The following is a 13,804-nucleotide window of genomic DNA, read 5'->3' as shown; positions in this document are numbered from 1 at the left end:
CGCGGAATGGAGCCACTCTCGATGAACCTGCCGCCGATCTCGGTCCTTGATCGGGCGGAGGACGGTGCAGCAGCAAGAACACTGCTGGACGTGCTCCGCGAGACCTCCGGGCGTCATCCCGACTCCGCCGCCATCGACGACCCCGCCGGGACGATGACGTATGCCGAGCTGATGCTGGAGGTGGACCGGACCGCGGCAGCGCTGAGGGCGGCGGGCGTCCGACGCGGAAGCCGGGTCGGCATCCGACTCCCCTCGGGTTCACGCGCCCTGTACGTCGCAATCCTCGGCGTCCTCACCGCCGGCGCCGCCTACGTGCCGGTGGACGCCGACGACCCACAGGAACGCGCTCACCTCGTGTTCGCCGAAGCCGGGGTGGTGGGCTCGGTGACGCCGGGGGGCTTCACCCCGCTGGCCCTCGCGGAGCCACCGGACGGCGCGAACCCTGCCGGCGACCCCGGACCAGGAGACGATGCCTGGGTGATCTTCACCTCCGGCTCGACCGGGGTACCAAAGGGTGTGGCGGTGACTCACCGGTCGGCGGCGGCGTTTGTGGACGCCGAAGCGCGCCTGTTCCTGAAGGACGCGCCGCTCGGACCCGGCGACCGGGTGCTGGCGGGACTGTCGGTGGCCTTCGACGCCTCCTGCGAGGAGATGTGGCTCGCATGGCGAAACGGCGCCTGCCTGGTGCCCGCGCCGCGGTCGGTGGTGCGCAGCGGGGAGGACCTCGGCGGCTGGCTGGTTCGGCACCGGATCAGCGTCGTCTCCACCGTGCCGACGCTTGCCGCACTCTGGCCCATGGAGGCACTCGAGCAGGTGCGACTCCTCATCTTCGGTGGAGAGGCGTGCCCGCCCGAGCTCGCCGCCCGACTGGTCACTGAGGGGCGAGAGGTCTGGAACACCTACGGCCCGACCGAGGCCACGGTGGTCACCACAGCGGCACTGCTGGACGGCGGGGCCACCGTCAGCATCGGGACGCCGCTGGCGGGCTGGTCTGTCGCCGTCGTGGACGGCGAGGGTGTCCCACTGCCGCCAGGCGAGGTGGGTGAACTCGTCATCGGTGGCATCGGGTTGGCGCGCTACCTCGATCCGGCGAAGGATGCCGAGAAGTTCGCGCCACTCGGGCAACTCGGCTGGGATCGCGCCTACCGGTCCGGCGACCTTGTATCGCTCGGCCGGGACGGGCTGTACTTCCACGGCCGCGCCGACGACCAGGTGAAGGTTGGTGGCCGCCGCATCGAGCTCGGTGAGGTCGAGGCCGCACTGAGTTCCCTCCCCGGGGTCAATGCCGCTGCGGCAGCCGTTCGCCGAACCGAGGCTGGCGTCCCGATGCTCGTCGGTTACCTGGTGACCGACACGACCTTCGACCACCGGGCCGCCCGCACCGGGCTCCTGGATCGCTTACCGGCCTCAATGGTGCCGATGCTCGCCGTCGTGGATCGCCTCCCGGTGCGCACGTCCGGCAAGGTCGATCGGGACGCGCTGCCGTGGCCGCTGCCCGAGGTCACCGAGGCCCTGACCCTGTTCCGGGGCGAGGAGGCCTGGCTCGCCGAACAGTGGCTCGCCGTCTTGGGCACGCCCGTCGTCGAGCGGGAGGCGGACTTCTTCGACGTTGGCGGCGGGTCGCTCTCCGCGGCCCAGCTCGTCTCGCGCGTCCGTGGACGGGCGCCCGAGTTCAGCGTTGCCGACGTCTACGACCATCCCCGCCTGCACGCGATGGCCGGACTCATCGGCGACAAGGTCCGCGATGAGCAGGTCGCGGCGTCGTTCAGCCGGCCCGGACCCACCCCTCTCACCACGCGGTGGGTGCAGACCCTTCTCGGCTTGCCGCTCTTCGTTCTCTCCGGATTGCGCTGGCTGACGTACATGATCACCGCCTCCTGGCTTCTCCAGCACGTCCCGGGCTTCGAGTTCCTCCCGGCTGCGAACGGGTGGCTTGTGCTCGCCGGGCTCGCGCTGTTCGCGATCCCGTTCGGCCGGATGGCGATCGCGGCCGGTTCCGCCCGCCTTCTGACCGCCGGGATCCGACCGGGCGACTACCCGCGGGGCGGCAGGGTGCACCTGCGCCTGTGGCTGGCCGAGCAGATCGCCCACCAGATCGACCCGGTCGGGCTGGCCGGCGCACCATGGGTGACGATCTACGCTCGAGCCCTGGGCGCGCGGATCGGGCGCGACGTCGACCTGCACACCGTCCCTCCGGTGACGGGACTTCTGGCCGTGGGCGACGGTGCCGCGATCGAGCCCGAAGTCGATCTCGCCGGCTACTGGATTGACGGCGAGACCCTCCGTATCGGCGCGATCCGGATCGGCGCCCACGCCCGGGTGGGTGCACGCAGCACCCTCGCCCCCGGTACCCGGATCGACGCCGGCGCCGAGGTCGCTCCCGGCTCTGCGGTGTTCGGCCGCGTTAAGTCGGGCCAGCAGTGGGCGGGGTCACCGGCCGTCCGCGCGGGCGAGCCGAGCGGCGGGTGGCCCGCACACCGGCCGACCGGAGGTCGACGCTGGCTCGCCGCCTACGGCATCGCCTCGGTCTGTCTCGGACTCCTGCCCTACCTTGCCTTCTCCGTCGGCGCCCTGCTGATCGCCGCCGCTGTTCGAGGCGCTCCCGACCTGGGCACGGCAGCCCTTCGGGCATTGCCGATGGTTGTCCCCGGCACGCTGGTCGCCGGCCTGGTCCTGGCCGGCGCCATCGTGGTAGCGGTGCGCCTGTTGGGCATCGGGCTGGAACCGGGCACCTACCCGGTGCGCAGTCGGATCGGTTGGCAGGCCTGGTGCACCGAGCGCCTCCTGGACAGTGCCCGGACGTTGTTGTTCCCGCTCTACGCGAGCCTCGCCACCCCCGTGTGGCTACGCGTGTTGGGGGCGGAGGTCGGCAAGGACGTCGAGGCGTCCACGGTCGTGCTGCTGCCCGCGGTCACCACGATCGAGGACGGCGCGTTCCTTGCGGACGACACGATGGTCGGCACCTACGACCTCCACGACGGGTGGCTCCGGATCGACCGCGTACGGATCGGCAAGCGGGCATTCCTCGGCAACTCCGGGTTGGCGGCCGGCGGGCACACCGTTCCACGCAACGGACTCGTCGCGGTGCTGTCGGTCGCTCCGGCGAAGGCGAAGCCGGGGTCATCCTGGCTGGGCTCGCCGCCGGTCCGGCTGCGCCGCACGAACGTCGAGGGGGATCCCGAGCGTACTTATCGCCCGACGCCGGCTCTGCGCTGGTCCCGTGGGGCGTGGGAGGCGACCCGGATCCTCGCGGTCATCACCACCTGCATGATTGGCCTCGGCGTCCTGTGGGCGCTGGCGTGGCTAGCGGAGACCGTCGGACCCGTCTGGACGGTGCTGGCGTCCGGTGCGGTCCTGCTCGGGGCAGGAGCGGTCGCTGCCCTCGTCTCCACCGCGGTGAAGTGGCTCCTCGTCGGGCCGATCAGCAGCGGTCAGCACCCGCTGTGGTCGAGTTTCGTGTGGCGTACCGAGGTGGCCGACACCTTCACCGAGATGGTGGCGGGCCCGTGGTTCGCCAATGCCAGCGTCGGCACTCCGGCACTCGCCTTGTGGCTGCGCAGCCTCGGTGCCCGGATCGGGCGCGGGGTCTGGTGCGACACCTACTGGCTTCCGGAACCCGACTTGGTGACGCTCGGTGACGGGGCGACGGTGAACCGCGGTTGTGTGGTCCAGACCCATCTGTTCCATGATCGGATCATGAGTATCGACCGGGTCGGCATCGAGCGCGGCGCGACGCTCGGCCCGCACAGCATCGTCCTGCCGGGAGCGACGATCGGCGCGCACGCCACGATCGGGCCGGCGTCACTGGTCATGCGCGGGGAGGAGGTACCTGTGGGGAGCCGGTGGAGCGGCAACCCGATCGGGCCTTGGCGAGCGGTGAAGGCCCGCCCCTACCAGGCGGACTCCTGATGGGCATAGACGCGTACACGCCGGGCAGCGGCGACACCAACTACAGCGTGCTCGAGTACCGCCTCTCGTTGCGCTACCGCGTTGCCAGCAACCGGCTCGACGGGGAGGCGGTCCTGATCGCCGTCGCGAACAAGCCCGTGGACAGCCTCGCCGTCGATCTGGTTGGCCTGCGGGTCACCAAGGTTCGGCTGGACGGCCAGCGAAGGACGCGGTTCCGTCAGGGTTCGCGGGGCGTGGTCGTCACCGCCGACGAAGCGCTGCGTGCCGGACAGGTGTTCCAGCTGTTCATCCGGTACAGCGGATCGCCGACACCCCGCTCCACCCGATGGGGGAAGATCGGTTGGGAGGAACTGGAGGACGGGGTTCTTGTCGCCGGGCAGCCGAACGGAGCGCCCACCTGGTTCCCCTGTAACGATCGCCCTGCGGACAAGGCCCAGTACCGGATCGAGCTGACCACCGAGGAGCCGTACGTTGTCGCCGCGACCGGCGACCTCGTCAGCCAGGTCTCCTCGTCGGGGCGAGGCACGTGGACCTTTGCGCAGACCACCCCGACCTCGACCTACCTGGTGGCGCTCCACATCGGACGCTACCGGAGCGAGCCGCTGTCCCTGCGTGGGGTCCCGGGCGCGCTGTACTACCCACCAGGGTCGCGGGCACCGGTGATGGCTGAGCTCGCACCACTGCCGGCCATGCTGGCTGCGTTCGAGGAGCGCTTCGGGCCCTACCCGATGGCGCGCTACGACGTCGTGGTCACACCCGATGCCCTGGAGATCCCGCTGGAGTCACAGGGCATGGCCGTGTTCGGGAGCAACCATCTGGACGGAAGCGGTGAGTGCGAGCGGCTGGTCGCCCATGAACTGGCTCACCAGTGGTTTGGTAACAGCGTGGGTATCACCCGCTGGCGCGACATTTGGCTCAACGAGGGATTCTGCTGCTATGCCGAGTGGCTCTGGTCCGAGGCCTCTGGTGGCCCGACCTGCCACGAGCAGGCCAGGCTTCACCGTCGGATTCTCGCCGGTCAACCCGAGGATGTGGTTCTGACTGACCCGGGCCCCGATCTGCTCTTCGATGACCGGGTGTACAAGCGCGGAGCCCTCACCCTCCACGCCCTGCGGAGCATCGTGGGTGACGACGCCTTCTTCGCTGTCCTCCGCGGCTGGACGGAGTCACGGAGGCACTCGACGGGAACCACACGGGACTTCATCACGCTGGCCGAGCAGACCACCGGACACCCGCTGGGCCGCCTGTTCGAGGAATGGCTCTCGACGAAGCCCCTGCCGAAGCTGCCGCGACGGTCCAGGCAAGACTGATCAGGTACCCGGGGGGCGCGGGCACCTCCGCGACGAGATAGCTTGTGGCCTGGCCCGCGATCCAGGCCCCGCCCCGACGCAGCCATACCGCCCCGGGATCGACCAGCAGACCCCGCCCGTCGGCCTTGAGCACGGCCTCAACCCTGGTCCAGCGGCGCAGCACCCTCTCGGTCGAGTGCCCCAGCAATCGATGCAGGTCCTCACCGCGCTCGCCGTCCACGACATCGAGTTCCACGTCGACCCCCAGCCGGCCCACCTGGGCACTCGGCGCGAGTGCCGCCACCACCATGTCGCCCGAATGCGAAAGGCTCACCACGGCGGGCACACCCTGCAGTTCGGGCCCGGCGTGGCGCTGCCCGCACCGTGGGCAGCGCCTCGGTACGACCGACCAGCCGGTCGCGTGCGGGAACTGCTCGGCGACGAGCGCGTGAACGAGGAGTCGCCCCGCGATGAGCCGTGCTCTTCGACCCGGCGTCAGGTCCGCGGCCCGCTCACGGTCGGATTCACAAAGCAGTCCCGGGACGTCGGCCCTTACCGACATCCGATCCGATGTCGTCCAGGCCACCCACGCCGGACCGACCTTCTCGATTCCCACCGCGAGTCGGCGCTAGAGCCAACGCTGGCGGCGGAAGCTGCGGTACATCAGGGTGCAGGCGAGCGCGAGGAGCCCCAGAACCACCGGGTAGCCGAACGGTGAGTGCAGTTCGGGCATGAACTCGAAGTTCATGCCGTAGATGCCGGCGATCATGGTGGGCACCGCGGCGATAGCCACCCAGGCGGAGATCTTGCGCATGTCCTCGTTCTCCGCGATCGACAGCCGGGCCACCGCGGCCTGGAGGATCGAGGACATCAGCTCGTCGAAGTTTGCGACCTGCTCCTGCACCTGCTCGAGGTGATCGTGGACATCAAGGAAGTACTTGCCCAGTTCGCGGTCCGGCTGCAGGTCGGCGAGCTGTCGGAGGGGTCCGTGGAGCGGGGCGATCGAACGCTTCATCTCGATCAGGTCGCGCTTGAGTTCGTAGATCCGTTCCACCTGCGGCACGCCCCGCACGGCGAAGACGTGTGTCTCGATCTCCTCGATGTCGTCCTCGACGGCCTCGGCGACCCGGAGGTAGTCGTCGACGACGCTGTCGATGACGGCGTGGAGCACCGCGATCGGGCCACGCGCCATCTGGCGCGGGCTGGCCTCCAGCTGACGGCGGACGCGCTGGAGCTGCCCGTAGCGGCCTCGCCGCACCGTCACGGCGAACCATGACCCGGTGAAGACTGTTGCCGAGCCTGTCTCGACGATCTCGCCGCCCTCTGAACGCGCGTCGTTGTCGATGTAGCCGAGCGTTCGCAGCGAGAGGAAGGTGGTGTCGTCGTCCAGCATCTCCAGCTTGGGTCGTTGGCGCTCGTTCCCCGCATCCTCGAGGGCGAGCGGGTGAAGCTGGAAGATGTGGCCGAGGGCCGCCAGTTGAGCCGCGTCCGGCTCCAGCAATCCGAGCCAGACGAAGCCGCGCCCGGCGCGTGCGGCACCGCAGGCTTCGTCGAACCCGACCGACACCTGGCGCACGCCGTCCACGTAGTGCGCCCAGTCGATGGCGGCCGCCAGCGGATCCACTGGGTCCGAACCCGATGGTGGGTCCGACGGGGACAGCGGGCTGGGCGGGTTGCGGAGCGTGGTGCCCAGTGGTGCGCGCTGCACCCGCCGGGGAATCGTGAGCTTCACCGGCACTCCGTATGCGCACAGGCGGACGGCGCCGCCGGTGACCCAGCCTCGGACACGGCTCTCCTACTCGACGCGGGTGACGAAGGAACGGTGGCGCATCGAGTTCAACCCCTGTCGAGCAGGACGTGAACAGGGGGTGAGGCACGGAAGAACATCGCGCGGGCGGAAGCGACCGGCATCGGGCGCCGTGCCCGGTCAGGGGGATGCGGGCGGGGTCGGCGGCCCGGATGTGGGCGCGCCCGCGGGAGGTGTGGCGGTGTCGTTGTCGAGGATGAGGCTGATCGGCACACCGAGACGCAGCACCGTGCCTCCGTCCGGCTCGGTGCGAAGCACCGGCGTGGTCGCGCTGACCGTGACCTGTCCTGTGGTGATGGTGAAGCCGGCCGACTGGAGCGCGGCCACAGCGGCCCCCACTGTCATCCCGGCTACCCGGGGGACTTCATTGGACCCCGAGGCAACCTCAACGTTCACTGCGGCGCCGGGGACCAGCCTCAGCCCGGGCTCGGGAGACTGCCCGAGCACCGTACCGGCCGGCTCGGCGGAGACGGTCGCGGAGATCTCGCCCAGCACTAGTCCCGCGGCTCGAAGCCGTCGCTCGGCTGCGTCCAGCGTTCCGTGCAGCGAGGGGACGGCCACCCTCCGGGCAGCAGTGGGCGTCTCCGTCGCGCTCGCGGTGGCCGACGCAGAGGAAGGGCGCAACGGCGTTTCTGAGCCGAGCGGCCGGGGTCGCGTGGCCGCGCCGGCGAAGGGTGAGAGCACGGAGATCACGGCCACGACAGCGATCGCGACTCCAGCGACCACCACCCCCGCCGGGACACCCCTGCCACGGGAACCCGGGCCGGGCCCGAGTGGTGGGAAGTCTCCCGCCACCGACGCGGAGAGATAGCCCATCGCGTCATCGCGGCGCGACCGGGGCAACGCTTCCACCCGATCCCGCACCGAGGGTGACCACGCGGCGCCCGGCGCCCTGATCACCCGGGTGCGCGGGTAGGCGTCAGTGCAGGCAGCCGCGCGCTCCTCGCCGCTCCCCAGGCCCCGACCGGGCGTGACGGCGTCGGCAATGGCCATCCGGAACCGCTCCGCGTTCTCGAACCGACGGGACGGATCCTTGGTCAGCGCGGTCGCCACGATCCTGTCCATCGGCGCTGCGGAGGGGACCAATGCAGACGGGACCGGCGGCGGCGCGGACAGGTGGGCCTCCACCATCTGGGCTGTCGTCGTCCGGGGAAACGGCGGCTGGCCGGTGAGGAGGAAGTACAGCACACCGCCGGCCTGGTAGATGTCGCCGGCGGTGGTGACCGGTTGGCCCTGTGCTTGCTCCGGCGAGACGAAGCTCGCGTTGCCCACCACCGCCTGGCTCGAACCGCTGGCTTCCCCTTCGCTGTCGCGGTCCGGCGCGAGGAGCAGGTTCGCGCCCAGGGTCGTGCGGCCCTCGACGTCGGCGAGGCCGAAGTCCAGGATGCGCACGGCCGAGGGGCTCAGTCCGCCGGCGCTCGGCCGGTCCTCGACGAGCATCACGTTGCGAGGTGAGATGTCCCGGTGCACCAGGCCGGCATCGTGGGCGGCTGCCAGACCGGCCAGGACCCCGTCCATCACGGCGCCGGCGTCGCGGAGGGGCAGCGGACCGCCCGTCCGCACCAGTTCCTCAAGCGTGCGGCCGTCGGCAACGTCGAGCGCGATCCACGCCTGCACCACTCCCCCGGCGTCGTGCAATCCGGAGTCGCGGACACCGATGATGTTGGGGTGCCGCAGCAGGCGGGCGCGCTCGGCCTCGCGCAGGAAGGCCTCCCGCCCGGCGGCCGTCGCGCACAGCGTGGCGTGGAGAACCTTCACCGCGACCGTAGCCGACGTCCCGTCGGTACCCGGAACGCGCAGGTCCTCCGCTTCGTACACCGCCGCCGAGCCGCCCACACCCAGGAGCGCACCCAACCGGTAGCGACCACCGAGCAAAGCGCCTGCGTAGCTCCGGGCCGAAGGACCCGACGCTGCCTGGGGTGTCTCCCCGCCGGCCGGCTCGCTCATCGTCGCGCTGCGGCCGCGTAGGTGTTTGCCGCAGCAGCCACCGCGTCAACATAGGCGCCGGAGTGGTTGTAGGACAGCACTGCCGCTCGCCAGCGCTCGGGCGTCGTCAACGAGCCGGACGCGCACAAGTAGCGGGCAGCCGTCAGCGCCGCGTCGTCGATCTGGTTCGGGTCGGCCCGGCCATCCCCGTTGCCGTCGGCCCCCCACCGGCGCCAGGTGGAGGGGATGAACTGCATCGGCCCGACCGCACGATCCCACACCCGGTCACCGTCGAGCGCGCCGTTGTCTGTGTCCCGGATGGTGCCGACGCCCCTTCCGTTCAGACTCGGCCCGAGGATGGCCGGGCGGGTGAAGCCGGAGTCGAGGAGGTGTGTCCCTCCGTGGCTTGCGTGTGCCGATTCCACCGCGCCGATGCCTGCGAGCGTGTTCCAGGAGAGGCCGCAGCCCGGCTGCTCGGCGCTCACCGTGACGGTGGCAGAGGCGTAAGCGAGCAGGGCGCGCTGCGGGATGCCGGCGGCGGCCGCGGTGCGCTGGGCCCAGGCTTGATCGATTCGTTGCAGGGGCTGGGGTGCGACCGCCGTCGTGTGCCTCTCCGGCTCGGGGTCGGGCTGCCGAGCCGACGGGGTCGGGCCAACCGGCTCAGCCAAGCCGGTGTAGCCCTGGCTCCTCGCCGCGGCATGCTCGCCGGACTTGGCGACGGCGGCCGCGCTGCGTTGCATCGCGCCCATCGCGAGTCCGCCGATCACCACGGCGACCAGACCGAATGCGCCCAGGAAGGCGCCCACCCGGCGGAGCACGGCCACCCGGGGGACGGAGGCGACCGCCGCGCTCGGACTGAGCCCGTCGGGCGCTTGTGCCGCGGGCGGCTGGAGGGTCGCCACGCCGCGCGGGTCAGCCGAAACGTCCGTTGACATAGTCGTAGGTGCGCGGGTCGGCGGGCTCGGCGAACATCGCGCCGGTGTCGCCGTGCTCGACGATGATGCCGGGCTTGCCCTGGGTGGCGAGGAAGAACGCGCACTGCTGGGAGACCCGGTGCGCCTGCTGCATGTTGTGGGTGACGATCACGATGGTCACCTGGGTGCGCAGCTCGAGCATGGTCTCCTCGATCACCCGGGTCGAGGTCGGGTCGAGGGCCGAGCAGGGCTCGTCCATCAGCAGCACCTTGGGCTTCACCGCCAGCGACCGGGCGATGCACAGCCGCTGCTGCTGGCCGCCGGACAGGCCGCCGCCGGGGGCACGCAGCCGGTTCTGCACCTCGTTCCACAGCCCGGCCCGCTGCAGGCTGGTCTGGACGAGCTCGTCGCGGGTGTCGCGGTCGGCCTTCAGCCCGGTCAGCTTCAGCCCGGCGATCACGTTGTCGTAGATCGACATCGCAGGGAAGGGGTTGGGCTTCTGGAACACCATGCCGATGTGCTTGCGGGCGTCGGTGAGCCGGTGCCGGCGGTCGTAGATGTCGTCGTCGTCGAGCAGCACCTCACCGGCCAGCGAGGCGGACGGGATCAGCTCGTGCATCCGGTTCAGGATCCGCAGGAACGTCGACTTGCCGCAGCCCGACGGGCCGATCAGCGACGTGATCTGGCCGGGGGGCATGTCGAGCGAGACCCGGTCGAGCACCTTGTGGGCGCCGAACCAGGCCGAGACGTTGCGCGCGTACAGCCCGGCGAGCCCGGCGGCGCCGGGGGCGGACGGGCCCGGCGCGGCGGGCGCGAAGTCGTGCGGACGGCCCGGGTCGTCGGCGCCGGCGACGGGCGCCAGCAGTTCGGTCCGGCCGTCGGCCTGGTCGATGCTCACGTCGTGGTCTCCTGGAGTCGGTCGGTCAGAGCAGGTTGGGCAGCAGGCGGGTGATCTGGTCGGCGACGAGCAGTCCGCCGAGCAGCAGCACCGGCACGAACACCACCCAGGTCTTGGCCGCGCCGAACCGGTGCAGCGCGTAGACGGCGGCCACCTCGGCCAGCACGAGGAACTGCAGGGCGAACACCAGCGCCCACACCGTGCTCGGGTCGCTGGCCAGTTCGCGGTCCTCGGCGGCCAGGGTGGCCCAGGTGGTCTGCCGGGCGCCGTACGGCTTGACCTCCGAGACCAGCTCGGCGTCAACTCGCACCACGCCGGTGGGCATGAACGGCCCGCCGCGGGCGGTCTCCAGAACGAGGCGCGAGGTGCCGGCGGTGTAGGCGACCGTCGGGTCGCCGGCGTAGCGGACGCCGAGCACCCGGTAGATGTGCTCGCCCTGGCCGGTGATCACGCTAAGCGTCTCGCCAGGGCTGAGCGCCTGGATGGTGCCGAACGGCCCGCCGTAGGCGTAGGCCCGTCCCATCAGCACGCTGATCCCGACCTGACCGGGCAGCACGGTGTCGCGGCGGTGGCCCGGGCCCTTGGTGAGGGTGCCGGAGGAGGTGCCCTCGACGACGACCTCGTCGACGCCGAGCGCGGGGATCTCGATCCAGGCGACGGGGTCGCCGTCGGAGAGCAGGACGTTGTCGACGGTGCCCTCGCTGACCGGGGCCGAGCCCGCGGCGAGCTGCTCGGCCAGGGTGGCGCGGAGCTGTTGCTGGGAGATGACGTGCTGCAGCTGGCTGAGCACGGTGACGTTGGCCAGGAACCCGAGCAGCACGACGGCGAACAGCGACAGGCTGCTCTGGACGAGCAACTGGGTGCGCGTCAGCGGGGCGCGGGCGACGGCCTTCCTCGGCATCCGCCTGGGCGGGCGTGGGGGCGCGGGCGGGTGTGCGCCGTCCGTGCGCCGGCCCCAGGGCGACCGGAGACCGGTGCGGGCCGCGCGCGCGGACGGCGCCGGGGTGGTGGAGGAGTGCTGCACGGCACCGGCCGGCAGCGATGGCTTGGTGGTGAGGACAGCCTCGCTCACGCCGCCCCCTCGGCGGGGGTGGGGACGGGCGTGGCCAGGCGGAGTCGCCACCCGCGCAGGCCGAGGACGGCGCCGACGAGGCCGGCGAGCGCGACGATCGCCCAGGGCACGAACCAGACGGTGGACTCCCGGTTGACCGGGGCGAGCACGACGTCGCCGAGCTTCTCCGGCGGGGTGAAGGTGGCGTGGCCGGTGAGGATGGTCCACTGGGCGAGGCCGCCGAGCCGGGCCGACACCAGCCGGGTCTCATTCGACTTCAGGTCGCCGATCGCGACGGTGACCGGGGTGCCGACCGTGCCGCCGAACAGGTTCGTCACCCAGAAGGTCGCGGAGGCGTCGAGGGTCTTGGGGTGCACGTTGCGGACGGTGAACCGCAGCTCGGCGGTGCCGTCGAAGGGGTTGAGCGACGGCGAGTAGAACCAGCTCAGCCCGCTGACGTAGACCACCCCGCCCAGCTCGCCGTCACCGCCGGAGCCGCCGCCCGGACCGGTGTTCCCGGGCGTAGTCGCGGTCGGGTCGGTCGTGGTGGTGCCCGACGTCGTCCCGGAGGACGATTCGGTCGAGGTTGAGGTGGCGGTCGAACTGGAGGTGGCCGTCGCCGTCGGCGTGGCGCTGGCCGTCGCGGACGCTGTCGGGCTGGTGGAGATCACCGTCACGCTGAGGTCGGTCCCGTCCTCATCGGCCCGGGCGACCGAGGAGGCGGCACCGGCCAACCCCGCGACCGACAACAGGGCGATGGCCCAGGTGGCGGCGATCAGGACGGGAACGCGCCTCACTGTCCCCCGGCCTCTCCTGCACCGACGCCGGCCTTGGCCCGCGCGCCGGCTTCGGCCTGGGCGAGCCACTCGGTGGCGTACGCCTCCTCCTTGCGACGGCGGTGGCGCAGCCAGAACCAGCCGCCGACGCCGGCCGCTAGCACCAGCAGCAGCAGCCACGGCACGGCGAGCACGAAGGCGTCGCGGGTGATCACCGGAAGGGGCCCGGGGTCGGGGGCGTCCCCGGAAATGCCGCCCTGCAACAGGAGGGTGGTCGTGGCGTAGCCGACCTGGGGCACGCCCTTCAGGTCGAGGGTCACGGTGGCTGTGTTGCCGGGGAGGATCTCGTTCAGCTCCTGCCGGACGACCTGACCGGTGCCAATGCCGAACCAGGTGCTGCCCGAGAGGGTGAGCACACCTTCCAGCGCGACGTTGCCGCTGTTGGTGATCGTTGCGGTGGTGGTGATCGAACCGTCGAACGGGTTCCAGCCACAGTTGTAGGTGCCGGAGAAGCTGCTGAGGGTGAGCAGCGGCTGCAGGTCACCGGAGACACGGACGTACATCCGGTTGGCGATCCGGCGCTCGACGGTGACCTGGCCGGGGGTGGTCGCCGAGGCCAGCACGCCGGTGGGGTGGTCGCCGGGCGTGGCGTCGGAGGGGATGGCGACGGTGAAGGGCACCGTGCGGGACTCGCCGCGGCCCAGGGTGAGTACGAGCTTCTTCCTGCCGTCGAACCGCACCCAGTCAGAGGCGCCGGTCTTCTCGTCGCCCTCGCCGCGCAGGGCGAAGTCGCCCTTGTCGTCGTTGTAGGCGTCGGTGGCGAAGACAGTGATCTTCAACCGGGTGGTGCCCTCGTTGCTGATCCGGACGTGGTCGGTGACCCGCCTGCCGGGATCGACGGTGTAGCTGAACCGGCTGCGCCCGTCCGGCCGGCCCTGGGCGTTGACCGGGGAGATGCCGATGCCGACGGTGTCGTCGGCATGTGCCGGGGCCGCAGACAACGAGAGGCTGCCGAGGATGGCGGCCAGCAGGGCGGCCAGCAGCAGGCCGGGGCGGCGCAGGAAGCGCACAGCGTTCATGGCTCCAACTTTGGGGTGGTTCAGCGCGGATCTGGTGAGGGCGGGGAAGCGGCTGGTGGAACAGCCGGTGAACGACTGGGGTCGTCCGCGCCCGGGCGCGATTGCCCGGGCACGAACGACCTGTTTCGAGCGTCCGGACGGCGGTCACGGCTGGC

At 71.3% G+C, this 13,804-nt stretch carries 9 protein-coding genes; 2 read left to right on the top strand and 7 right to left on the bottom strand.

Translation table 11 applies throughout. The features are described 5' to 3' along the window. Positions 1 to 21: 21 nt before the first annotated feature. Both ACFQQJ_RS15270 and ACFQQJ_RS15265 read left to right on the top strand, forming a co-directional pair. A complete protein-coding gene (locus ACFQQJ_RS15270; protein ID WP_377107774.1) occupies positions 22 to 3,909 on the top strand; it encodes a Pls/PosA family non-ribosomal peptide synthetase in 3,888 nt (1,295 codons plus the stop codon). After that, complete coding sequence (locus tag ACFQQJ_RS15265; protein WP_377107772.1) at positions 3,843 to 5,219, top strand: M1 family metallopeptidase; 1,377 nt, start codon at positions 3,843 to 3,845, stop codon at positions 5,217 to 5,219. Before ACFQQJ_RS15270 ends, ACFQQJ_RS15265 begins: the two co-directional genes overlap by 67 nt. Positions 5,220 to 5,826: 607 nt before the next feature. Here ACFQQJ_RS15265 and ACFQQJ_RS15260 read toward each other — a convergent pair. The 7 genes from ACFQQJ_RS15260 to ACFQQJ_RS15230 form a co-directional block, all read right to left on the bottom strand. Then, positions 5,827 to 6,930 (bottom strand): magnesium and cobalt transport protein CorA, encoded by a 1,104-nt coding sequence (locus ACFQQJ_RS15260; protein WP_377107770.1) that lies wholly within the window; start codon positions 6,928 to 6,930, stop codon positions 5,827 to 5,829. Positions 6,931 to 7,125: 195 nt separating this feature from the next. Beyond that, entirely contained in the window at positions 7,126 to 8,880 is a 1,755-nt protein-coding gene (locus tag ACFQQJ_RS15255) for a PASTA domain-containing protein (protein WP_377107768.1), read from the bottom strand. A gap of 68 nt (positions 8,881 to 8,948) precedes the next feature. Then, complete coding sequence (locus ACFQQJ_RS15250; RefSeq protein WP_377107767.1) at positions 8,949 to 9,755, bottom strand: lytic transglycosylase domain-containing protein; 807 nt, start codon at positions 9,753 to 9,755, stop codon at positions 8,949 to 8,951. Between the two features lie 88 nt (positions 9,756 to 9,843). Continuing rightward, the gene (locus ACFQQJ_RS15245; protein WP_377108029.1) at positions 9,844 to 10,608 is read right to left on the bottom strand and encodes a phosphate ABC transporter ATP-binding protein; all 765 of its coding nucleotides are present in this window, start codon (positions 10,606 to 10,608) and stop codon (positions 9,844 to 9,846) included. A gap of 160 nt (positions 10,609 to 10,768) precedes the next feature. Continuing rightward, complete coding sequence (locus ACFQQJ_RS15240; RefSeq protein WP_377107765.1) at positions 10,769 to 11,815, bottom strand: sortase; 1,047 nt, start codon at positions 11,813 to 11,815, stop codon at positions 10,769 to 10,771. After that, positions 11,812 to 12,591 (bottom strand): hypothetical protein, encoded by a 780-nt coding sequence (locus tag ACFQQJ_RS15235; protein WP_377107763.1) that lies wholly within the window; start codon positions 12,589 to 12,591, stop codon positions 11,812 to 11,814. Before ACFQQJ_RS15235 ends, ACFQQJ_RS15240 begins: the two co-directional genes overlap by 4 nt. Continuing rightward, entirely contained in the window at positions 12,588 to 13,649 is a 1,062-nt protein-coding gene (locus tag ACFQQJ_RS15230) for a WxL protein peptidoglycan domain-containing protein (protein WP_377107761.1), read from the bottom strand. The genes ACFQQJ_RS15235 and ACFQQJ_RS15230 overlap by 4 nt, the downstream gene beginning before the upstream one ends. Between the last annotated feature and the right edge of the window lie 155 nt (positions 13,650 to 13,804).

The organism is Propionicimonas sp. T2.31MG-18 (assembly GCF_964266745.1).
In the GTDB taxonomy this organism is placed as follows: Bacteria; Actinomycetota; Actinomycetes; order Propionibacteriales; family Propionibacteriaceae; genus Propionicimonas.
This window is presented reverse-complemented; position numbering and strand designations above follow the sequence as displayed.